At 65.3% G+C, this 21005-nt stretch carries 21 protein-coding genes and 1 pseudogene; 8 read left to right on the forward strand and 14 right to left on the reverse strand.

Annotated elements, in window-relative coordinates; translation table 11 throughout:
• Nucleotides 1-268 precede the first annotated feature (268 nt).
• The 5 genes from VNM24_14635 to VNM24_14655 all read right to left on the reverse strand — a co-directional run bounded on the left by VNM24_14635 (nt 269) and on the right by VNM24_14655 (nt 5708).
• Nucleotides 269-1078: a cytochrome P460 family protein gene (locus VNM24_14635; protein ID HWQ39816.1), complete on the reverse strand. Its 810-nt coding sequence runs from the start codon at nt 1076-1078 to the stop codon at nt 269-271.
• 137 nt (nt 1079-1215) lie between these two features.
• Nucleotides 1216-3024 (reverse strand): IlvD/Edd family dehydratase, encoded by a 1809-nt coding sequence (locus VNM24_14640; protein HWQ39817.1) that lies wholly within the window; start codon nt 3022-3024, stop codon nt 1216-1218.
• A gap of 303 nt (nt 3025-3327) precedes the next feature.
• Nucleotides 3328-3630: a hypothetical protein gene (locus VNM24_14645; protein ID HWQ39818.1), complete on the reverse strand. Its 303-nt coding sequence runs from the start codon at nt 3628-3630 to the stop codon at nt 3328-3330.
• A gap of 60 nt (nt 3631-3690) precedes the next feature.
• Entirely contained in the window at nt 3691-4377 is a 687-nt protein-coding gene (locus VNM24_14650; GenBank protein ID HWQ39819.1) for a response regulator transcription factor, read from the reverse strand.
• Complete coding sequence (locus VNM24_14655) at nt 4374-5708, reverse strand: histidine kinase (GenBank protein ID HWQ39820.1); 1335 nt, start codon at nt 5706-5708, stop codon at nt 4374-4376. The genes VNM24_14650 and VNM24_14655 overlap by 4 nt, the downstream gene beginning before the upstream one ends.
• 223 nt (nt 5709-5931) lie before the next feature.
• On the opposite strand from VNM24_14655, the gene VNM24_14660 reads away from it, so the two are divergent.
• The 4 genes from VNM24_14660 to VNM24_14675 all read left to right on the forward strand — a co-directional run bounded on the left by VNM24_14660 (nt 5932) and on the right by VNM24_14675 (nt 10106).
• On the forward strand, nt 5932-6135 hold the full coding sequence (locus tag VNM24_14660) for a hypothetical protein (GenBank protein HWQ39821.1): 204 nt from the start codon (nt 5932-5934) through the stop codon (nt 6133-6135).
• Nucleotides 6136-6223: 88 nt separating this feature from the next.
• Nucleotides 6224-8605: a TonB-dependent receptor gene (locus VNM24_14665; protein ID HWQ39822.1), complete on the forward strand. Its 2382-nt coding sequence runs from the start codon at nt 6224-6226 to the stop codon at nt 8603-8605.
• Nucleotides 8606-8689: 84 nt separating this feature from the next.
• Entirely contained in the window at nt 8690-9412 is a 723-nt protein-coding gene (locus tag VNM24_14670; protein HWQ39823.1) for a haloacid dehalogenase type II, read from the forward strand.
• 4 nt (nt 9413-9416) lie between these two features.
• Nucleotides 9417-10106, forward strand: a complete 690-nt coding sequence (locus VNM24_14675; GenBank protein HWQ39824.1) for a cytochrome b/b6 domain-containing protein — start codon at nt 9417-9419, stop codon at nt 10104-10106.
• Here the strand turns inward: VNM24_14675 and VNM24_14680 are convergent.
• The 6 genes from VNM24_14680 to VNM24_14705 all read right to left on the reverse strand — a co-directional run bounded on the left by VNM24_14680 (nt 10103) and on the right by VNM24_14705 (nt 14363).
• Nucleotides 10103-10774, reverse strand: coding sequence for a pyridoxamine 5'-phosphate oxidase family protein (locus VNM24_14680; GenBank protein HWQ39825.1), 672 nt, complete (start codon nt 10772-10774; stop codon nt 10103-10105). The genes VNM24_14675 and VNM24_14680 overlap by 4 nt on opposite strands.
• Before the next feature lie 137 nt (nt 10775-10911).
• Nucleotides 10912-11358: a cytochrome c gene (locus VNM24_14685; GenBank protein ID HWQ39826.1), complete on the reverse strand. Its 447-nt coding sequence runs from the start codon at nt 11356-11358 to the stop codon at nt 10912-10914.
• Nucleotides 11359-11416: 58 nt separating this feature from the next.
• The gene (locus tag VNM24_14690) at nt 11417-11617 is read right to left on the reverse strand and encodes a DUF2905 domain-containing protein (GenBank protein ID HWQ39827.1); all 201 of its coding nucleotides are present in this window, start codon (nt 11615-11617) and stop codon (nt 11417-11419) included.
• Nucleotides 11618-11792: 175 nt separating this feature from the next.
• Entirely contained in the window at nt 11793-12263 is a 471-nt protein-coding gene (locus tag VNM24_14695) for a YbhB/YbcL family Raf kinase inhibitor-like protein (protein HWQ39828.1), read from the reverse strand.
• Nucleotides 12264-12277: 14 nt separating this feature from the next.
• Nucleotides 12278-13387 carry a tRNA epoxyqueuosine(34) reductase QueG gene (gene queG / locus VNM24_14700; GenBank protein HWQ39829.1) on the reverse strand — a complete coding sequence of 370 codons (1110 nt, stop codon included), beginning with the start codon at nt 13385-13387 and terminating at the stop codon, nt 12278-12280.
• Nucleotides 13347-14363, reverse strand: a complete 1017-nt coding sequence (locus VNM24_14705) for an MBL fold metallo-hydrolase (GenBank protein HWQ39830.1) — start codon at nt 14361-14363, stop codon at nt 13347-13349. The genes queG and VNM24_14705 overlap by 41 nt, the downstream gene beginning before the upstream one ends.
• Before the next feature lie 142 nt (nt 14364-14505).
• On the opposite strand from VNM24_14705, the pseudogene ltnD reads away from it, so the two are divergent.
• Nucleotides 14506-15447: pseudogene (ltnD, locus tag VNM24_14710) on the forward strand (L-threonate dehydrogenase).
• Nucleotides 15448-15603: 156 nt separating this feature from the next.
• Here ltnD and VNM24_14715 read toward each other — a convergent pair.
• Nucleotides 15604-16257 carry a tetratricopeptide repeat protein gene (locus VNM24_14715; protein ID HWQ39831.1) on the reverse strand — a complete coding sequence of 218 codons (654 nt, stop codon included), beginning with the start codon at nt 16255-16257 and terminating at the stop codon, nt 15604-15606.
• A 202-nt stretch (nt 16258-16459) separates the two neighbouring features.
• Entirely contained in the window at nt 16460-16945 is a 486-nt protein-coding gene (locus tag VNM24_14720) for an Hsp20/alpha crystallin family protein (protein HWQ39832.1), read from the reverse strand.
• A 109-nt stretch (nt 16946-17054) separates the two neighbouring features.
• On the opposite strand from VNM24_14720, the gene VNM24_14725 reads away from it, so the two are divergent.
• A complete protein-coding gene (locus tag VNM24_14725; protein HWQ39833.1) occupies nt 17055-17555 on the forward strand; it encodes an Hsp20/alpha crystallin family protein in 501 nt (166 codons plus the stop codon).
• Here VNM24_14725 and VNM24_14730 read toward each other — a convergent pair.
• Nucleotides 17548-18198 (reverse strand): tetratricopeptide repeat protein, encoded by a 651-nt coding sequence (locus tag VNM24_14730; protein ID HWQ39834.1) that lies wholly within the window; start codon nt 18196-18198, stop codon nt 17548-17550. The genes VNM24_14725 and VNM24_14730 overlap by 8 nt on opposite strands.
• A 228-nt stretch (nt 18199-18426) precedes the next feature.
• Between VNM24_14730 and VNM24_14735 the strand changes: the two genes are divergently transcribed.
• Both VNM24_14735 and VNM24_14740 read left to right on the forward strand, forming a co-directional pair.
• Nucleotides 18427-19548, forward strand: coding sequence for a DSD1 family PLP-dependent enzyme (locus tag VNM24_14735; protein ID HWQ39835.1), 1122 nt, complete (start codon nt 18427-18429; stop codon nt 19546-19548).
• 204 nt (nt 19549-19752) lie between these two features.
• Nucleotides 19753-21005: O-acetylhomoserine aminocarboxypropyltransferase (locus tag VNM24_14740; protein HWQ39836.1), on the forward strand; the 1253-nt coding region annotated here is incomplete at its 3' end.

A 21005-nucleotide genomic window follows, 5' to 3' on the forward strand; every position in this document is an offset into this window, starting at 1 on the left:
CAAAACCCCCCGACGGTCGCGTTGCGACGAGAAGCGGTCGGATGCGAGGCGGCGCGCGAAGGACAGTAGCTGGGCCTACGGCCGAGCGCGCCAACGACGCAGACGGCCGCTTCTCGTCGCAACCCTTCGGGGCGGGGTCACTTGGGGCGCATCGCGTCGTTGCGGCTCGGGTCCTTGGCTCTGGCCAATGGTCTCGCTGCCCGCGCCTCGCGCTGCATCCCCAGCCACTCTGCGCCTCTGCGTCGAGGTCTGTCGATGTGGCGCGAGGCTACCGCATCGCCTGGGCTTTGGCCTGCAAGGTCTTCAGAGTGAAGACGTAGCTGTCCTTGGACATCGGCTTGTGACAGGCGAGGCACTCCGCCTGGTTCACGGCGGGGCGCACGGTCTTGTCAACGAGAAACACCGCGTAGTTCCAGTCGCCGTTGCGCAGCAGATCCGGGAAATCGTTGCCCCAGCCGGGCTGCGTCTCCATCGCGGTGTAGAAAAGCAGCTTGTCCTCCACGAAATTTCCGTCCGGCCCCTTGATCGGTTTCTTCTGGTCGTCCAGCCTGGCGCTGAACACCTCGACGAAGAAGTACGCGCCGTCCGGCATCGGCCGGCCCTCGCGCGCAGCCTCGATCGCCAGCCGGTTGGCGTAGTACTTGCGCACCTGGCCGCGGTCCGGGAAGCTGATCGTGTGGTAGTGCACGAAGTCGCGCTGATAGTTCTCGGGAAACTTCACGCGGGTGCGCTCGATGTGCGGCGGGATCGGGGAGTTGGCGGCGCTCGTGGCACCCGGCAGGCTGCTCCAGAACGCCGCGAGGTTCTCGATCTGCTGGTCGTTCAGTTGCGCCGCGATGGCGTTCATCAGCTCGTTCTTGCGCGCACCGGCCCGGAAGGCCTTGAGCTGGTTGATCATGTAAGCCGGCTTCTGCGCGGCGAGATTCGGAATCGTCGGGCTCACGCTCACGCCGTTCTGCCCGTGACAGGCGGTACAGGGTGCGGCGAGCGCGCGGCCCGCTTCGGCATCCGCCGCGCGGGCCGCGCCGGCCAAGCCGGCTACGCATGCTGCCATTGACAGAAACAGTGCAGCTCGCATGTCCTTTCTCCTTTCGGATCCATCGCAAAAAATGCGCGAAGGAGAGAATGAGTGGAAGGCGGGCAGCCACCGGCATTGCGCTTTGCTCGTCTTCCGCTTCACGTCTCGTCCTTCACTCCGTCGCCCCTCCCCGTGTCTCAGTGGTTGTCCCGAGGAATGCCCTTGGTCTTGTCGATGCGCTGATACTTGACCGCCGGCTTGAGCACCATGCCGTTGGCCAGTTCGTCGACCATGGAGCGCTGGATCTCCTGCCAGGGTGTCTGGCTCTCCGGAATCTTGAAGCCGCCCTGCTTGTCCAGCGCCTTGCGCCGCCGTTCCAGCTCCTCGTCGCTGATCAGGATGTTCGCGGTGCGCTTGTTCAGGTCGATGCGCACGCGGTCTCCCGTCTTGAGCAGCGCAAGGCCGCCACCGGTCGCCGCCTCCGGCGAAGCATTCAGGATCGATGGCGAACCCGAGGTACCCGACTGCCGGCCGTCGCCCACGCACGGCAGCTCGTGCGTGCCAGCCTTGATGAGCGCCGCGGGCGGCTGCATGTTCACCACTTCGGCCGCACCCGGGTAACCGATGGGGCCGCAGCCACGGATGAAGAGAATGCAGTTCTCGTCGATCTTGAGCTTCGGATCGTCGATCCGGTGGTGGTAGTCCTCGGGGCCTTCGAACACGATGGCCCGGCCCTCGAAGGCGTTCGGGTCTTTCGGGTTGGACAGGTAGCGCCTCCTGAACTCTTCCGAGATCACGCTGGTCTTCATGATCGCGCTGTCGAAAAGGTTGCCTTTCAGATTGAGGAAGCCGGCCTTTTGCTTGAGCGGCTTGTCGTACGGGCGGATCACCTTCTCGTCCAGGATTTTTGCCTTGCGGCAATTGTCGTACAGCGTCCTGCCGTTGACGGTGAGCGCGCTCTTGCGGATCTTGCCGGCCTTGATCAGCTCGCTCACCACCGCGGGCACGCCGCCGGCCCGATGGAATTCCTCGCCGAGATACTCGCCCGCCGGCTGCAGGTTCACCAGCAGCGGAATCTCGTAACCGATTCTCTCCCAGTCGTCGTTGTCGAGCTTCACCCCGATGTGGCGCGCGATGGCGTTGAGGTGGATCGGCGCGTTGGTCGAGCCGCCAATGGCGGAGTTGACCACGATCGCGTTCTCGAACGCTTCGCGGGTGAGGATCTTCGAGGGACGCAGGTCTTCCCATACCATCTCGACGATGCGCCTGCCGGTCTCGTAGGCGATCGCCGCGCGCTCCTTGTGGGGCGCCGGGATGGCGGCACAGCCCGGCAACGACATGCCGAGTGCCTCCGCCATGGAATTCATGGTCGTGGCGGTGCCCATGGTGTTGCAGTGGCCCACCGAGGGCGCGGATGACGCGATCAGCTCGATGAACTGCTCGTAATTGATCTCGCCAGCCGCCAGCATCTGGCGCGCCTTCCAGACGATGGTCCCGGAGCCGGTGCGCTCGCCGCGGAACCAGCCGTTGAGCATCGGCCCGCCGGAGAGCACGATGGCGGGAATGTCCACGGTGGCGGCCGCCATGATCTGGGCCGGGGTGGTCTTGTCGCAGCCGGTGGTCAGCACCACGCCGTCGATGAAATAGCCGTACAGCAACTCCACCAGCCCCAGGTAGCAGAGATTGCGATCCAAGGTGGCGCTGGGCCGTTTGCCGGTCTCCTGAATGGGGTGAACCGGAAACTCGAAGGCGATGCCTCCGGCTTCGCGGATGCCCTCGCGCACCCGCTCCGCCAGCACGAGGTGATGGCGGTTGCAGGGCGAGAGATCGGAGCCGGACTGCGCGATGCCGATGATCGGCTTGCCGGCCTGCAGTTCCTCGCGCTTCAAGCCCCAGTTCATGTAGCGCTCGAGATACAGCGCGGTCATGCCGGGGTTGTCGGGGTTGTCGAACCACTTGCGCGAACGCAGTCTGGACGGGTCTTTCTTGACGGATTGCCTTGCCATGATCGCAACTCTCCTCGGGACGCCGGGCTCTACTCGGCTTTGGGCGCAAACGATGAAACCAGCGATGAAATTCTAACCGAGGCGCGGTCGGAAGGCTGGGGTGCGCCGGTCAGGCTCGGCAGCCAGCAACGCCCAAAAAAGAACGGCCGAAGGGGGATCGGCCGCAAGCCACGACCAAACAGTGAGTTCGAGAGGTGATGGTTGTCATCCCATCGCCCCCAAGCTTATGCACGAGGGGGAGGCGGCGCCAGGGAAGAATTCCCTTTGTTGACCCGAAATACTACGTAGCCGTACGGGATTAGCTCAGTCTTCTTCCTCCCCTTCGAGAAAAGTCGCCGCGATGGCGCGCCACTCGTCTTCCAGCGGGCCTTGCGGCATCGGGCGGCCCGCGCGCCGGTACCAGTAGCGGGCGTTGCCGAGATCGCCTTCCTTGCGGTGCAGATAGGCGTGGACCCACGCGGCCGGCGCGCCGCTTTCGTTCTGCACCGCCTCGTGCGCCTTGTCCCAGCGGCCGCGCGCATCGAGCCAGAGCGCCCGCAGCACGGTAGGCAGCGATTTCGGCGGCTCCGACGCACCGAGAGAAGCCTCGAACTCGGACAGTTTCATTCGCCGCTCCGATTCGAAGGGCGTGTGCGCCAAGGCAAGCGGCGAGCGCGGACCGCCGCTCTATTCGCCGACCGTAGCGGATTCTTCGGCGGCCGGCGCGCTGGAGATCAGACCGTGATTGAGCGCGATGCGCACCACCTGCGCTGTATTGCTGACGTCGAGCTTCTGCCGGATGCTCGACTGGTGATTCGCCACGGTCTTGTAGGACAGGCAGAGGATCTTCGAGATTTCCTGCAGCGAGTGACCCGCCACGAGCAGGCGGAACACCTCGAACTCCCTGGCCGACAGCGCGTCGATCGGCTTCTCCTTGCCGGGCAGCATTTGCACGGCCAGTTCCTGCGCCATCTCGTGGCTGATGTAGAGCTTTCCGCTGGCGACCAGCCTCACCGCTTCCACCAGCACTTCCGGCGCGGCGGACTTGGTCACATAGCCGCGCGCCCCGGCCTGCAGTGCGCGCGAAGAGAACACGGTGTCCTCGTGCATGCTGAACACGAGGATCTTCTGCTCCGGCGCGCGCGCGATCACGCGCCGCACGACTTCGATGCCGCTCAGCCCCGGCAGACTGATGTCCAGCACCGCCACGTCCGGCTTCGAGTCGCAGATCAGGCGGTAGGCTTCCTCGCCGGTGCCGGCTTCGGCGATCACCTCGATGTCGTCGGTGCGCTCCAGCAGCCGGCGATAGCCTTCGCGCACCACCGCGTGATCGTCGATCAGCGCCACGCGCACCGTCTTTCTCGTTTCCGTCATCGCCTTGCTCCAACCGGAATCGTCACGTCGATTCTGACACCCTTGCCCGGTGCCGCGTCAAGCTCGAAACGGCCGCCCAGCGCCTCCACCCGCTCGCGCAATCCGATCAGCCCCAATCCCTGCCCGCGCGAACCGGGCTCGAAGCCCCGGCCGTCGTCGGAAAAGCTCACCGAGAGCACGTCCCGCCCGGCCGCGCGCCCGATCGCGATCCTCACCCGCGCGGCCTGTGCGTGCTTCGCGACGTTGGTCAGGCACTCCTGGATCAGGCGGTACACCGTGATGTTGACGCGCTCGTCCAGACCCTGCAGCTCGCCTTCGGCACGGAACTCGCAGCGCACGCCGGCATGGCGCCGCTGCCACTGGTCGACGGCATACTGGACAGCGGGCACCAGGCCCAGTTCGTCCAGCGCCACCGGCCGCAACTGCCGCGTGAGGCTACGCACGGTGTCGTAGACGTGGCTCGAGAGATCGATGATCGCCTGCGCGCCGCGACGGATGTCGGGCAGCGCTTCGCTCTGATCCCGAATCGCCACGGCGTCGACCTTGATCGCATTGAGGCTCTGCCCCAGCTCGTCGTGCAGCTCGCGCGCCAGCTCGCGCCGCTCGTCTTCCTGCGCCTGCAGGTAGCGCTGCGAGAGCAGCCGGTTTTCCCGCAGCGCTTCGGCCAGATCGTGTTGCACGCGCGTGAGTTCGGTGATGTCGGTCATGTACAAATGCAGCTCCGAGTCGCCTCCCACGTACGGCGCCCTGCACAGCGTGGCCACCACGCGCAGGTCCGAGCCGTCCTGCCGCCTGAGCTGCAGCGTCGGCAGCTCGATCTTGTCCCCCTCCAGCAGCCGCGCGCGGTGCGCGCGCCATTCGCCGGCATCGGCATAGAACTCCCCGATCGAACGGCCTTGCAGCGCTTCCGGCCCCTCGACGTTGAACAGTCGTGCGGCGGCCGGATTGGACAGCAGGATACGGCCCGACGGGTCCATCAACACGTTGCCGGAAAGATTCTCCATGAAGAGCAGCCGGTACTGCTGCTCGCGCTGGATCAGCGCCTGCTGCGCCTGGATGCGCAAGTTGGCCTGCTCGAGCATCTGCCGCGAACGGCGCCACGAGAACCATGCCAGCGCGACGATCATCGCCAGGAACGTGATCGGCAACTCGTCGATCTGGTAGGGCTCCAGCGGTCGGGTCACGGCAAGTACCCGCTCGTTGAGCTCCAGCAGGCTGGCGAGTGCGAACGTCGCAACCGCGACCGCGAAAACGACGAACAGGTCGCGGCGCACCGACGGGCGCAGCGTGTCGGCGATCGGACTCTCGAAGGATTGAGCGATGGTTGTCATGGAAATCGGCCCCGGCCGGAGGTATAGCGCACGCGTCCCGGAGCAACAAGGGAAAAATTCCCGGGCTCCGGAGGTTCTTTCGAAAGACCGATTCTCCCTCCAAATCTCCCGTTCGCGCGAGGAGCGCTTCCGGCCCGGCGCGGGAAGCCGTCCGCTACCGGGGAGGTCTGTGGCAGCGATAGCCTGAAGACGGTTCGCCGGCTGTACTGAACCCGCATCGAAGATGGAATCCCAGTCCTGGTTCGCGACGGCAATCCTGCGCCTCGTGCTGCCGCTCGCGTTCGCCTATCTGCTGTGCCTGCTCGGCGTGATCGCGCTCGCCGCGCGCTCTCTGCGCTCCGGTCAATCGACCGGGGAAACGTCGGGAGCCTTTCCCGAGGTTCATCGGGACAACTCCCCCTCAACTCCACAGGGCTGGCGCACTTAGAGTTCTGCGCTCGTCGCGCCACCGCGCAGCCGTGGCCCCGGGGGGTCGCGCCCTGGTCGTTCGCATCAATAACCAGAAGGAACACTCAATGTCCTCGATCCGTCGCCGGACCGCACCAGCATCATTCGCCGCGCTGTCTCTCGCTCTGAATGCCGCACTCGCCCATGCGCAGGAGAGCCGCACTCCGAGCCTCGAGGCGCCCACCGTGGAGGTCGTCGGCACGACGCCCGTACCCGGGTTGGGCACACCGCGGGAGCAGGTGCCTGCCAACGTGCAAGTGGTCACGGCCGACACGATGCGCGAACAACAGGTACTCAATCTGCCGGACTTCATGGAACAGTCCATGCCGTCGGTCTTCGTGCAGCACATCCAGAACAATCCCTTCCAGCCGAACCTGACTTACCGCGGCTTTCTCTCTTCGCCACTGCTCGGTTCGCCGCAGGGGCTGTCGGTGTTCCAGGACGGCGTGCGCATCAACGAGCCGTTCGGCGACATCGTCAACTACGACTTGATCCCCCGGAACGCGATCTCCACCATGACGCTGGTGCCTGGCTCGAACCCCGTGTTCGGTCTCAACACCCTGGGTGGTGCCATCGACATTCGCACCAAGAGCGGTGTCTACTATCCCGGGCTCGAGGCCGAGGCCTCCGGCGGCTCCTGGGGCCGCAAGCAGGCCGCGGTCGCCTGGGGCGGCTACGGCGAGCGCGCCGACTACTTCATCGCCGGCAACTGGTTCGACGAGGATGGTTGGCGCGACTTCTCCCCCTCCGAGGTGCGGCAGGCCTTCGCCAAAGTCGGCTGGGAGAACGGCGAAACCGACTTCGACCTCGCGTTCACCCACGCCGATACCGATCTGACCGGCAACGGCGTGCTGCCGGAGCGCATGCTCGAACAGCGCCGCGACCAGATCTTCACCTATCCGGACAACACCCGGAACAAAATGACGATGGTGAACCTCACCGGCAGCCACTGGCTCGACTCGCAGTGGCTGGTCTCCGGCCTGGTGTACCACCGGAGCAACGACGCGAAGACACTCAACGGTGATGTCAACGACGACTTCGAGGAAGATCCCGCCCTGGATGGCGCCGCCGGTGCCAATGGCGGTCTGGGCTTCAATCAGGAGACGGCGGTGAGCAATCGCAGCCAGACCGATCAGAGCAGCATCGGGATCGGACTGCAATTGACCTGGGGGCTGGAGCGCAATCAGCTCGCCATCGGTGTTACCCATGACCGCAGCAAATCGGACTTCCGGTCGTCGAGCCAGGTAGGCATCTTCAACGCCGACCGCAGCGTGCTCGAGCAGGACGCCGAGGAAATCGAGAACATCCTGGAAGGCAAGAGCGTCACGAGCAGCGTTTACTTCACCGACACCTATCGGGTGACCGAACGCCTCGCAGCGACCATCTCGGGGCGATTCAACCGCACCAACGTAAAGACTACCGACCTCTTCGATCCGACCCCGCCGAACCTGGACGGCGATCACAGCTATTCGAAGTTCAATCCGGCGATCGGATTCACCTATGCGGTCAACCCTGCGCTGACCACTTATGCAGGCTGGAATCAGGGCAACCGCGCACCCAGCCCGATCGAGCTGGGCTGTGCCGATCCCAACAACCCGTGCACGCTGCCGGCGGGGCTGGCCTCGGATCCGTTTCTGGAGCAGGTCGTCGCGCGCACCATCGAGTTCGGTGCACGTGGCCGGGTGGCGCAGCGCGTGGCCTGGAACGCCGGGGCCTTCCGCACCGTGAACCGCGACGACATCCTGTTCGTGGGCACGAGCACCAGCGCCGGCTTCTTCGCCAACTTCGGCAAGACGCAGCGACAGGGTATGGAACTCGGCCTTTCCGGCGCAACCGGCGGGAAATTGCGCTGGAACTTGAACTACAGTTATGTCGACGCGACCTTCGAGTCCTCCGCCTGCCTGCTCTCCGAGAACAACAGCAGCCGCGGCACCTCCCCGGTGTGCACCGACGTCGGTGCGGGCACCGGCGATGACCTGATCCTGGTTTCGCCCGGCGACAGGATCCCGGGCATTCCCGAGCACCAGCTGCGCCTGTCCGGCGACTACCGGGTCACGGACAAGTGGTCCTTAGGTGCCACGTTGATCGCCTTCTCCGACAGCTACGCGCACGGCAACGAGAACAACCGCCATCGACCGGGCGACGCCACGGACCTGCTCGGCGATACCAGAACCTTTCTGGGCAGCGGCAAGGTTCCGTCCTATGCGATCGTGAACCTGGTGACCCGCTATCGCTTCGGTGAACAACTGGAGTTCTTCGGGCGCATCGACAACGTGTTCGACAGGGAATACTCGACCGCCGCGATACTGGCCGAGAATCCGTTCGACGCCGGCGGTGTGTTCCAGACCAACTCGGACAACTGGACCCGCGAGACCTTCTTCGCGCCCGGGGCGCCACGCGCGTTCTGGGTCGGCATGAGGTACCGGCTGGCCAGGGCGCCGCGCAGCTAACCGGCAAGCGTGCCACCTCGGGCCCGCCCGGGATTCGGGCGGGCTTTTTCTCGATCCGGCGGCGCTTGCCTATAATGCCCGCCCATGACGCCGCCCGGCACGTCCCCGGTTCGCGCGCTGCTATTCGACGTGTTCGGCACGGTCGTCGACTGGCGCGCGGGCATCATCCGGGAAGGCCGCGCGCTCGGCCGCGCCAGGGGTCTGCGGGTGAACTGGAGCAGGTTCGCAGACGACTGGCGCGCGGGCTACCAGCCGGCCATGGACCGCGTGCGCCACGGCGAGCTGCCGTGGATGAATATCGACGCGTTGCATCGACTCATCCTGGACGAGCTGCTGGTCCGTTTCGGCATCGATTCGTTGAGCGATTCGGAGAAGGATCATTTCAACCGCGCGTGGCATCGGCTGAAGCCCTGGCCGGACGCGGTGCGGGGCCTCAAGCGCCTGAAAAGGAAGTTCTTGATCGCTACCTTGTCGAACGGCAACGTCGCGCTGCTCACCAACATGGCGAAGCACGCCGGCCTGCCGTGGGACTGCATTCTTTCCGCCGAGCTGTTCCGTCACTACAAGCCGGACCTCGAGGTCTATCAGGGCGCTGCGCACTTGCTTGGCTTGCCGCCGCAGGAAGTCATGCTGGTGGCCGCGCACAAGGACGACCTGCGCGCGGCGCGGCAGGCCGGGTTGCGCGCCGCGTTCGTCGCGCGGCCACGCGAGAAAGGTCCGCGCGTCGCCGTCGATGTCGCGCCGGACCCGTCGTTCGACGTCAACGCGACCGACTTCCTCGATCTGGCCGACAAACTCGGGGCGTAAACCGATGGCGAGTTCCGACAGCAATCCCCGGGCCGACCGCCGGGCGCAGGTGTGGGACCTGCCGGTGCGGCTGTTTCACTGGGCGCTGGTGCTGCTGCTGATCTCTCAGATCGTCACCGCCAGCATCGGCGGCAATGCGATGGAGTATCACAAGCTCGGCGGATACGCGATCCTGACGCTGGTGCTGTTTCGCCTCGCCTGGGGCGTCCTGGGTACCCGTCACGCGCGCTTCGCCGACTTCGTGCGCGGCCCGCGCGCAGTGGTCGAGTACGCCCGCGTACTGCTCGCCGGCGGGCACCGCGCCTATCCCGGACACAACCCGCTGGGCGGCTGGTCGGTGATGCTGATGCTGGCTTCGCTGCTCGTGCAGACCGGGACCGGCCTGTTCGCGGACGACGAGATCATGACCACCGGCCCGCTGGAGAAATACGTTACCGACGATACCGCGAGCCTGCTCACGGCGATCCACGAGATCAACGCTGCGGTGCTGGTCGCGCTCGTCGTCGTGCATGTCGCGGCCGTCCTCTACTACCTGGTGGGACGGAAAGAGAATCTGATCCGGCCGATGATCACCGGCCGCAAGGACTGGATCGAGCCGGTCGAGGACCCGCCATCTGAGGCCGCGATCGCCGCAAAGGCGGTGGCGCTGCTAGCGCTCTCGGGGCTGGCCGTCTTTGGCCTCGTCAATCTCTAAGTCGAAAAGCGAACTGCGAATGCACGCCGGCGATAGCCGGAGACGTAGCCCGGGGTGGAGATTCCGGGCTCGAGCCTCGGGTCGGGGACGATCCGGGGCGACCCCGCAGGAAATTCGATCACGCCCGCCCAGATCGGCAAGGCATAGTCCTGTGCATCGTCGTGCGGCGGCCCGTCGCGAACCTTGGCCGAGGCTTCGACGATCTCCAGCGCCAGCACGGTGGTCTGCGCCAGCTCCGACGCCTTGACCGGGCGGAACGCTTCCCAGCCGCCCGGCAGAATGTGATCCGAAATCACCTTCAACGCGGCGGGCTTGCGCTCCGCCGGTACCGGCTCGGCAGTGCCGAGCAGGACCACCGAGCGGTAGTTCATCGAGGAGTTGAACGCCGAGCGCGCCACCACCAGTCCATCGACCAGGGTGACGGTGACACACACGGGAATGCCCGCGCCGGTCGCCTTGAGCATGCGGCTCGCCGCCGAACCGTGGAAGTACAGGGTGCGGCCGCTGCGCCCGTAGCCGGTCGGAATCACGTAAGGCTGTCCGTTGGCGACGAAACCGACGTGACAGACGAACCCCTCGTCGAGGATCGCGCTGATCGTGTGGAAATCGTAATGACCGCGCGCAGGGTAGCGCTCGAGCGTGGTGCGGCTGGATTGAAGATCGTCCATGAGTCAACGCGCGACGCGTGCCAGGTGACGAACGGCCAAGACGCCGGACGGGATGAGGTCACGTAACGAAAGCGGCAGGCCGGCTTCGTGGCGCCTCACCCGTGCCTCTTTGGCTGTCTTTCGTCGCCTGTCCCCGGTCACTTACTCCTGTACTTGTCGTGACAGGCCTTGCAGGCCTTGCCGGCTTCGCCGAGCTGCGCCTTGGAGGCGTTCAGGTCTCCGCCCTTTGCGACGTCCGCCAGCTTGGCGACTTCCGCCTGCATCTTTTCCAGCTTGGCCTTGAAGTCGTCCATCTCCAGCCAGATTTCCGGCTTGGCCTTGGTATCGCCCTTCTCGGAACCGGGGGTGAAACCCTCCAGCGGGAGCTTGCTCATGAAGGCGACGATCTCGGCGTTGCGCGCGAACGCGGCGGCGTCGTAGGGCTTGTCGCCCTTGGCCATCGCGCCCATCGAACCGAAGTTCCAGCCGATGACCGCCATGACGCCCCTGCGATACTTGATTGCGTCTTCAGGCTTCTGGGCCGCCACGTACTGCGCAGACACGGCGAAAAGGACGGTGAACAATGCTTGCAACAGGCGCTTCATCGCTTCCTCCTCCTTTGCTTGTTGATTGCGGCCGGGCGATTCTAGCACCCGGCCGTTTCTACTTTCTGAACAGCCAGAAGAGGATGCTCAGAACGATGGAGACGATCAGTCCGGTGGTGATCGGGAAATAGAAATGAAACCCGTCGCGCTCGATGCGGATGTCGCCCGGCAGGCGCCCCAGGCCGAGCTTGGAAAGCAAGGGCCACAGAAGCCCCGCGGCGAGAATGACGATCCCGATGATGATCAGCCAGCGTTGCATTCTTGAACCAAACTCTCACCGCAGAGGGCGCGGGGGACGCCGAGGAAAAACAAAGCACACGGGGTGCAAGAAAAGTCCACGCGAAGATCCCGATGCCTCACTGAGTCCCCGCCGTCCGCGATGCTTCCAACTCATTCCCTTTCTGGGTTTACTCCGCGTCCTCTGCGTCGAACGCTCAGGATTTTTGGCCGCGTTGATAGGTACCGATGAGGACGGCTTCGGCGAGCACATGGCCTTTCATGGCCCGTTCGAGGTCGGCCTTGCGCGGCCTGTTCAGATCGGGCAGCAGCGCATCCAGCGCGTAGAGCTTGTGGAAGTAGCGATGCCGGCCGATCGGCGGGCATGGTCCGCCGTAACCGGTACGCCCCCAGTCGTTGATGCCCTCCAGCGTGCCGGCGGGCAGTTGTTTCACTGCCTCGGCGAGCGAAGAGGTGTGCGGCGCAATGTTGTAGAGCACCCAGTGCACCCAGGTCATCTTCGGCGCCTTCGGGTCCGGCGCGTCGGGATCGTCCACGATCAGCACCAGGCTCTTCGTGCCGCTCGGCAATCCGCTCCAGGAAAGCGGCGGCGAGACGTCATCGCCGTCGCAGGTGTACTTCTTGGGAATCGGACCGTTGTGCGTAAAGACGCTCGACGTGATCTGCATGCTCATTCTCCCTCTCACCCCCGCCTCGAGCGCTCATGCCTGGAAAGCGCCCAGGCCACGTGCTCTCTCACCAGCGCGGACGGATGCTCGCGCCGGGATTGCAGCGCGGCCACCACGGCCGCGCTGGTCGGCGCGTTGCCCAGCGCGACCGCGAGGTTTCTCAGCCAGCGTTCGAAGCCGATCCTGCGGATGGCGCTGCCTGCCATTCTGCGCTCGAAATCTTCTTCGCTCCATCGGAACAGCTCGACCAGGCTCGCGCCGTCCAGGCCGTTGCGTACCGCAAAGTCCGGCACCTGCGCCTTGCGCGCGAAACGGTTCCAGGGGCATACGAGCTGACAGTCGTCGCAGCCATAGATGCGGTTCCCCATCAGCGGCCGCAGCGCCTCCGGGATGGAACCCTTGTGCTCGATGGTCAGGTAGGAAATGCAGCGGCGGGCATCAAGCTGGTAAGGCGCGACGATCGCCCGGGTCGGGCAGATCTCCAGGCAGCGCCGGCAACGGCCGCAGTGCTCCGACACCGGGGCATCCACTGGCAGCGGCAGGTTGGTGTAGATCTCTCCCAGGAAGAACCACGATCCGGCCTCCCGGTGCAGCAACAGCGTGTGCTTGCCGCGCCATCCGAGACCGGCCTGCACGGCCAGCTCGACTTCCATCACCGGCGCGCTGTCGGCGAAAACACGGGCGGAAAAGCCCGGAACCTCACGGCCGATCCGTTCGGCGAGCTTCTGCAACCGGGCGCGCACAACCTTGTGATAGTCGCGCCCGAGCGCATAACGGGCCACGTAGGCCGACTCGGGGTCGTTCAACACCTCTTCCGGATCACGCGCCGGTGCCGGCAGATAGTCCATGCGCGCGCTGATCACGCGCGCCGTACCCGGAATCAGCTCCGCCGGCCGCGCGCGGCGCGCCCCGTGGGCGGCCATGTAGTCCATGTCGCCATGGAATCCCCGCGCGAGCCATTCGAGCAGCCGCGCTTCGGCCCGCGTCAAGTCCACGCCGGCGATGCCAACCCGATCGAAGCCCAGCTCGCGTCCCCACGCCTTGATCCGGCGTGCCAAGCGCGCGAAATCCACGCTCCGGGCCTCAGCGGGCGCCGATCCGTCGTTTTCGATCCGTACCGGCATGCTCGGAAAAGAGTTCGGCGAGCCGGCGCGTCTCGCCGTGGCGCATGAGAAAGAACCGCTGGGCAGACACGCCGGCGTCGGCCAGCGCTCGCGCAAGGCGCACCGGCGGCTCGTCCAGCAGCTCATCGGTCAGCCGGAAGGTCCCCCAGTGCATGCCCACCGAATAGCGCGCGCGCAGATCGAGATGCGCCTGCACCGCCTCTTCGGGATTGACATGGTTGGTCTTCATGAACCAGCGCGGCTCGTACGCACCGATCGGAATCAGGGCCAGGTCGAATCCGCCGAAACGCGCCGCGGCATCCGCCAGATCCTGCGAGTAGCCGAAGTCGCCACCGAAGAAGTAGCGCCGCCCCTGATGCTCGATGACCCAGGCGCCCCACAAGGTGCGGTTGCGGTCCCACGGCGTGCGCATGCTCCAGTGCTGTACCGGAACGAAGTGCAGCTTCAATGCCATCATCTCCACGCTGTCGCCCCAGTCGAGTTCGTCGACATTCGGGATCCCGGCGGACTGCGCCCAGCGTTTCAGCCCGAGACCGACGAAGTAACGCGGCGGACCGCCCGCCTGCTTCGCGAGGCGCCGCAGGGTCGCGCGATCCAGATGATCGTAGTGGCTGTGCGACACGACGACGATATCGATGCGCGGCAGCGCCTCGAAATCGAGCGCCGGTGGCACGTGGCGCTTCGGCCCGGCAAAGGACAGCGGCGAGGCACGTTCGGTCAGGTGCGGATCGGTCAGGATGTTCACGCCGCCCAGTTGCAGCAGAAACGTGGCGTGCCCGATCCAGGTCAGCGTCGACTCGCGCCGGTTGTTCTTCAGGAAAGCGGCGTCGGGCTTGCTGACCGGGAACCCGTAGCCGCCGGGCGGGTCCTCCGGCACGCCGTGGCGCCATCGCTCCCATTGCCATTTCCAGAAGCTTCCTTTCGGAGGATGCGGATAGACGTTGCGAAAGCCGTTCGGAGTGTGATGCGGTTTCACGGGACTATAATGCGGACCCGAAACGCAGGACGCCAGCGTCACCGCGCAGCACGATGACACCAGCCACCTGAGAGCCGGGGTTGGCACGCTTCTGATCACTTGTGTTGCAGTCTAGCGTCACTGGAAGCCGGCACAAAGACATTCGCGGAGGAGAACAGGCATGGCCGCAGACAAACAGGCGGTGGGCGTCATCGGGCTGGGCTCGATGGGAATGGGGGTAGCCCGCACACTGCTGCGCAAGGGATTCCAGACCCACGCTTTCGACGTTCGGCCGGAGGTCCTCGAGGCCTTCGCCAGGGAAGGCGGACGCGTCCACGCTTCGCCGGCTGCGCTCGCGGCGCAAGTCGGCGTGCTGATCGTCCTCGTCGTCAACGCGGACCAGACCAGCACGGTGATGTTCGGCAAGGAAGGCGCCGCCAATGCGCTCGCCGAGGGCAGCGTAGTGATTTCGAGCGCCACGGTCGCGCCCGAATTCGCCATCGATCTCGGCGAGCGGCTTGCCTCGAAGGGGCTGTTCGTGATCGACGCGCCGGTTTCGGGGGGCGCGGCGCGCGCCGCCAAGGGTGAGCTGTCCATCATGGCCTCCGGTCCGAAGGAAGCCTTCGCGAAAGCCGAGGCGGTACTCTCAGCGATCGCCGCCAAGGTCTATCGCCTGGGCGAGGCCCCCGGCATGGGATCGAAGGTGAAAATGATCAACCAGCTGCTGGCCGGCGTACACATCGCCGCGGCCTGCGAGGCCATCGCCCTGGGCATTCGCGCCGGCGCCGACCCCAGAGTCCTGTATGAGGTGATCTCGAACAGCGCGGGCTCCTCTTGGATGTTCCAGAACCGGGTGCCGCATATCCTGGAGGGAGACTACACGCCGCTGTCTGCGGTGAACATCTTCGTGAAGGACCTTGGCATCGTGCTCGATTCGGCCAGGAAGATGGCCTTCCCGCTGCCGCTCACCGCCGCCGCGCACCAGCTCTACCTGGCCGCCGCCGGCGCAGGACTGGGCGGCGAAGACGACTCGGCGGTAGTGAAGGTCTATCAGCGGCTTTCGGGCATCCAGCTCCCGGAGAAGCGGACTACAGGCAACGGTTGACCATCGAGGCACCAGGAAGAGCGAAACGGGAAGTATCTGCAAAGAACAGCGCGTTACGCGCAGGCCGCGTCTCGGAACCTCCTCCGCCCGCGGGTCATTCCGACCGTCTGCCGATGTTCCGGTCTTCTTGGGTGTCTTGCTGCGTCGTTCTGAACTTCAGATCTTGTCGTTTTCCAATCGCCGCTCCAGTTCGCGCAGAGTCAGCGCCACGTCCCAGAGGTTGGGGTTGAGCTCGAGCGCGCGGCGAAAGAAATGCGCCGCCTTGCGCAGATCGCGGCGCTCCAGCCAGATGTCGCCGCAACTCTGCAGGACACCGAAATGGTAGGGATTGAGCTCCAGGGCGTGCTGGTAGTCGGCGAGCGCGCGATCGTAATCGCCGACGATCGAGTAGGCATCGCCGCGCTTGTTCCAGGCCTCGGCGAAATCCGGTTTGGCGGTGATCACTTCGTTGAGCGTGGCGATGGCCGCGGAGATCTTGTGTTGCCGAATGAGATCGATGCTGACCTGGAACATGGGATCGAGCGTGGAATCGTTCGCGCGCAGCCAAAGCCCCCAAAGCGCCTGTTCGGCCATACCGCGCACGGTTTCGTCCTCGTCCCACAGCTTCTGCAGCATGAGCGGCACGTCGTCCGAGACGCCCACCTCGGCCAGCCTGCCCAAGCCTGCACGACGCTCCGCCGCGCTGGTGCTGCCGAGCTTCTGCAGCGCCTCCTCCCGGGAGAGCGGCGACCAGTCGGCGCCCATGGAAGGCTGCGAGCCGGCCAGGACCAGCAGCAGGGCTGCCATCCCGGGAAGATGCCGATAGCGCATCACGCTTCCCCTCCTCGCCGCTCGGACATGCCGCAACGGATTGCCATTAAGCTCCCGGCCGGACACGCAGGCAAGTCCTTCCACCGCACCTGGTCGCAGAAGCCCACAGACATTTGGACGCCAGAGCGCAAGCGAATGTTTCTCACCGGTCCAGGACAAAAAAAGCCCGCCGTGCAGGCGGGCTTCGGAAGCCGCGGAGAAATCAGTGGATGGTCAGCCGCTTCATCGCGCTGGAGCGCTTCTTCGGCAGCGTCAGGTAGAGGACGCCATCCACATGCTTGGCCTGCGCCTGAGTTTCGTCGACCGGCTCAGGCAGGTTGATCATGCGGGAAATCCTGCCGAACGTCCGCTCTTTCACCAGCCAGTTCGGCTCCTCTCCCGCGGTCTTCTCTTCGCGGTTTTCCGCATTGATGCTGACATTATCGTCGTAGACGCTGACCTGTATCGACTCCTTCTTGACGCCGGGCAGTTCAACGCTCATGTGATAGGCGTCCTGGGTTTCCGCGACATCCATGCGCGGCCAGGTGTCGCCCGCGCGACGCGCGACTGTCCCGAAGAACGCCGGGAAGATGTCGAACAGGCTGTCTTCCATCGGATCCCAACGGGCGATGTTTGCCATCATAGTTCCTCCTTGCTTCCTCCTTTGCTCGGCAAAAGAACCTAAAACGGCAAGCTCGCGCTTGCTCACTGTAAAGCTAGGGTCTGTTGGCACGGTTTCAAGGGTGCTTGAAGCCGGTGGCTCCGGTCCCTATCTAATTTTAAAGATTCCTGTTCCTTTGAATAATCAGGAGGTTGAGATGATCCACTCACTCACGGAACTCAGCCGGGGCGTGTCCCGGGCCTGGGACAGCGTCGCCCAGGGATGGCGCGAACTCATCGGCCGTTCCGGCCAGGCCTTGACCAAGTTCAACCGCGCGCGCGACGCATCCTCGCCGGTACCCGTCAATGCCGCCCGTGCCGGAGGTTTCCCCACCTGGAGTCTTCTGGCTGGCGAGGTCATCGACAAGGGCAAGGCGCTCGTGGTGCAGCTCGAGGTACCCGGGGTGGAGAAAGACGACCTCGAGATCTTGGTCCGCGACCACGCGCTCCATGTGCGTGGCGAGCGCCGCGTCAATCGGGACTACATCGGCGACTGGTACTACAGGATGGAGCGCGCGTACGGCAGCTTTCAGCGCGTGGTCCCGTTGCCGGTGCGCGTCGAAGCGTCCAAGGCGCACGCCGAACTGCGCAACGGCGTCCTGACGATCACCGTACCCAAGGCCGGCAACGGCAAAGTGGCCCGTCTGCCGATCAAATGAAGCGGCCGCGCCGCTCGATCAGATAGCGCCGCAGCATTTCGACGGTGGAGCGCACGCCGTCCATGTTCGGATTGGCGGCGAGCGCCCGCTCGAAATAATCGAGCGCCCTTTCCGGCTGGCGCCTGCGCAACATCAGTTGTCCATAACCGGACAGGGCGCCGAAGTGCTGGGGGTTGCGCTTGAGCACCTCGTCGCAGTCGGCGATCGACAGGTCGTCCTGCCCCAGAAGAAAGTAGACCGTCGCGCGCTTGTTCCACGCCTCGGTGAAGGCGGGATTGTGCTCGATCAACTGGCTGAACGTGCGCAGCGCCGAGCGCAACAGACCTTCCCGCATTTGCCTCACACCGATGCGGTAGAGCTCATCCGCCTGGGGATCGCCCGAACGTCCCCAAATCTGCCAGATGGCGTTCTCCGCGATCCTGCGAACGGCGGGATCGTCGTCGTAGAGCGCCGCATAAAGCACCGGGAGGTCGTCGGCGATTCCCACCTCACCGAGCGCCGCGTAGGCCTGGCGGCGCAGCACGGCATCGCGGGCCGCCGTGCCGGCCAGGGCTTCCTCGCGCGGGGTGCGCGGTTGCTCCGCGTACATGCCCGCCGGGACCACCACCAGCAGAAGCACGACGAGGGTTCGAATCAGGTGCATCGGTGTCGGATGACAATGCGCGGCACGAAAACTACAATGCGGCAGCCGCTCACCTGCGCCATTCTAGACCCGGACTTTGTACTTGCCCTATTCATGTTTGGACCGTCGCGTGCGTTGGCATCGTCCGGCGCTTCGCCGTAGGCGCGCAACTGCAGCATCGAGAAGGCGGGTCAGCGCGATGCCGCGCGACTGTTGCGCGGACCGCGCAGAACAGGACTGACACCGCCGATGCCGCCGCTTCCGCCGCCCGCGCAACCGGGCATGCCCCTGCAGGAGGTCGACACGCCGGCCTTGCTGCTCGATCTGGACGCCTTCGAACGCAATCTCGACCGGCTCGACGCGTCGCTGCGCGGAGCCATGGTGCGCGTGCGGCCGCATGCCAAGTCCCACAAGTGCCCGGAGATCGCGCGGCGTCAGATCGCGCGAGGCGCGGTCGGGGTGTGCTGCCAGAAGGTCGCGGAGGCCGAGGCCATGGTCGACGGCGGCGTGGGCAACGTCATGGTGAGCAACGAGATCGTCGGAGCGTCCAAGCTCGCGCGTCTGGCCGCTCTGGCCACCCGCGCGGACATCAGCGTGCTGGTGGACGACGCCGAGAACGTCGAGGCGCTCGACCAGGCGGCAGGCCGCCACGGCGTTCAGCTCGGCGTGCTGGTGGAAGTCAACGTCGGAGCCAATCGCTGTGGCGTGGACCCGGGCCCGCCGGTCCTGGCGCTCGCCAATCGAATCCTGGCCTGCGACAACCTGCGCTTTCTCGGGCTGCATGCCTACCAGGGCGCCGCGCAGCACGCGCGGACGCCCGCCGAACGGCGTGCCCTGATCGATCGAGCGGTTCAGTATGTGCGCGCCTGTCTGGAGCTGCTGCACGAGTACGGCGTGCAGTGCGAGATCGTCACGGGCGCCGGGACCGGGACCTATCTCCTGGAAGCCAGAAGCGGCGTCTACAACGAGATCCAGCCGGGCTCGTACGTGTTCATGGACGCGGACTACAACCGCAACCTGGGCGAGGACGGCCGGCCCATGCGCTTCTTCGAGCAAAGCCTGTTCGTCTGGACCACCGTGATGAGCCGTGCGAATCCGGAGCGCGCGATCGTCGATGCTGGCTTGAAGGCGCTCGCCTTCGACTCCGGAATGCCGCAGGTCGCCGCCGAGGACGCCGAATACGTCAAGGCGAGCGACGAGCACGGGGTGCTGAAGACACCGCCCGGGTCGAAGCTCAAACTCGGCGACAAGATCAGGTTGATCCCGGGCCATTGCGATCCCACGGTGAATCTCTACGACTGGATCGTGGGTTACCGCGATGGCGTCGTCGAAACCATCTGGCCCATCGCCGCCCGCGGCGCTTTCTATTGAAAGCTCGAGCTCTCACCGCGCAAGACGCGGTGGACGCGGAGGAACGACCGGAGACAAGAGCGAACCACCAAGACAGCAGTGACTCGAAGAATCCCTTTGCGTTCTTGGCGCTTTTTGTGGTGAGTTTGCGATGTACCCCTTCTCCGTTTCCTCGGCGTGCACTGCGCCCTGCGCGGTGAGAGTTTCCTTGAGTGAGATGACGCCATGCCGGGACCGAAGAGCCACCAGTTCGACACGCTGAGCCTGCACGCGGGCCAGCAACCCGATCCGCAGTTCGGCGCGCGCGCGCAGCCGATCTACTTCACCACTTCCTACGTCTTTCGAGACACGGAGCAGGCGGCGTCGCTCTTCAACATGGAGCGGGCCGGCCATGTGTACAGCCGCATCTCGAACCCCACCTGCTCGGCGCTGGAGGAGCGCATCGCGGCGCTGGAAGGCGGCGTCGGCGCGATCGCCACCGCCAGCGGCCAGGCGGCGATGCACCTCGCTGTGGCCACGCTCATGAACACGGGCTCCCACATCGTGGCGTCGCGTTCGTTGTACGGAGGCTCGCACAACCTGCTGCGCTACACCCTGCCCCGCTTCGGCATCGAGACGACGTTCGTCGATCCGCGGGACATCGATGCGTTCCGCAAGGCCATCCGGCCGAACACCCGGCTCATCTTCGGCGAGACGCTGGGCAATCCGGGTCTGGACGTTCTGGATGTGCCCCGCGTCGCCGAGGTCGCCCACGACGCCGGGCTGCCGCTGCTGGTGGATTCGACGTTCACCACGCCCTATCTGATGCGACCGTTCGACCTCGGCGCCGATCTGATCTTTCATTCCGCGACCAAGTTTCTGGGCGGCCATGGCGTGGCGATCGGCGGCCTGCTGGTCGATGGGGGCACATTCGACTGGGAGAAGTCCGGCAAGTTTCCCACGCTCACCGAACCGTACGAAGGCTTCCACGGCATGGTATTCACCGAAGAGTCGACCGCCGCGGCGTTCCTGCTGCGCGCGCGACGCGAGGGCATCCGGGATTTCGGTGCCTGCATGAGCCCGATGAACGCCTTTCAGATCCTGCAGGGCATCGAGACTCTGGGGCTGCGCATGCAGCGCCACGTGGACAACACGCGCAAGATCGTCCAATTCCTGGCCGAGCACGAAGCGGTGGCAGACGTAGTGCATCCGGAGCTGCCCTCCCATCCCGATCACCAACTGGCGAAGAAGCTGCTGCCGAAGGGTTGCGGGGCGGTGTTCAGCTTCGAGCTGAAAGGTGGCCGGGAAGCCGGCCGCCGCTTCATCGAGTCGCTCAGGCTCTTCTCGCATCTGGCCAACGTGGGCGACGCCAAGTCGCTCGTCATTCATCCCGCGACCACCACCCACTACCGCATGGACGAGCAGGCGCTGCGCCAGGCCGGCATCACCGCCGGCACCGTGCGCCTGTCCATCGGCCTGGAGGATCCCGAAGATTTGAT

Source organism: Burkholderiales bacterium, assembly GCA_035560005.1.
In the GTDB taxonomy this organism is placed as follows: Bacteria; Pseudomonadota; Gammaproteobacteria; order Burkholderiales; family Eutrophovitaceae; genus DASRFY01.

Bases quoted from the DNA above. Each gene is read 5' to 3' on its own strand.
- VNM24_14690 (HWQ39827.1), bottom strand. From the start codon at position 11,617: ATGCAACGCTGGCTGATCATCATCGGGATCGTCATTCTCGCCGCGGGG.
- VNM24_14680 (HWQ39825.1), bottom strand. From the start codon at position 10,774: ATGGACGATCTTCAATCCAGCCGCACCACGCTCGAGCGCTACCCTGCG.
- VNM24_14685 (HWQ39826.1), bottom strand. From the start codon at position 11,358: ATGAAGCGCCTGTTGCAAGCATTGTTCACCGTCCTTTTCGCCGTGTCT.
- VNM24_14660 (HWQ39821.1), top strand. From the start codon at position 5,932: ATGGAATCCCAGTCCTGGTTCGCGACGGCAATCCTGCGCCTCGTGCTG.
- VNM24_14725 (HWQ39833.1), top strand. From the start codon at position 17,055: ATGATCCACTCACTCACGGAACTCAGCCGGGGCGTGTCCCGGGCCTGG.
- VNM24_14655 (HWQ39820.1), bottom strand. From the start codon at position 5,708: ATGACAACCATCGCTCAATCCTTCGAGAGTCCGATCGCCGACACGCTG.
- VNM24_14675 (HWQ39824.1), top strand. From the start codon at position 9,417: ATGGCGAGTTCCGACAGCAATCCCCGGGCCGACCGCCGGGCGCAGGTG.
- VNM24_14730 (HWQ39834.1), bottom strand. From the start codon at position 18,198: ATGCACCTGATTCGAACCCTCGTCGTGCTTCTGCTGGTGGTGGTCCCG.
- VNM24_14670 (HWQ39823.1), top strand. From the start codon at position 8,690: ATGACGCCGCCCGGCACGTCCCCGGTTCGCGCGCTGCTATTCGACGTG.
- VNM24_14665 (HWQ39822.1), top strand. From the start codon at position 6,224: ATGTCCTCGATCCGTCGCCGGACCGCACCAGCATCATTCGCCGCGCTG.
- VNM24_14695 (HWQ39828.1), bottom strand. From the start codon at position 12,263: ATGCAGATCACGTCGAGCGTCTTTACGCACAACGGTCCGATTCCCAAG.
- VNM24_14640 (HWQ39817.1), bottom strand. From the start codon at position 3,024: ATGGCAAGGCAATCCGTCAAGAAAGACCCGTCCAGACTGCGTTCGCGC.
- VNM24_14735 (HWQ39835.1), top strand. From the start codon at position 18,427: ATGCCGCCGCTTCCGCCGCCCGCGCAACCGGGCATGCCCCTGCAGGAG.
- VNM24_14635 (HWQ39816.1), bottom strand. From the start codon at position 1,078: ATGCGAGCTGCACTGTTTCTGTCAATGGCAGCATGCGTAGCCGGCTTG.
- VNM24_14650 (HWQ39819.1), bottom strand. From the start codon at position 4,377: ATGACGGAAACGAGAAAGACGGTGCGCGTGGCGCTGATCGACGATCAC.
- VNM24_14645 (HWQ39818.1), bottom strand. From the start codon at position 3,630: ATGAAACTGTCCGAGTTCGAGGCTTCTCTCGGTGCGTCGGAGCCGCCG.
- queG (HWQ39829.1), bottom strand. From the start codon at position 13,387: ATGCCGGTACGGATCGAAAACGACGGATCGGCGCCCGCTGAGGCCCGG.
- VNM24_14715 (HWQ39831.1), bottom strand. From the start codon at position 16,257: ATGCGCTATCGGCATCTTCCCGGGATGGCAGCCCTGCTGCTGGTCCTG.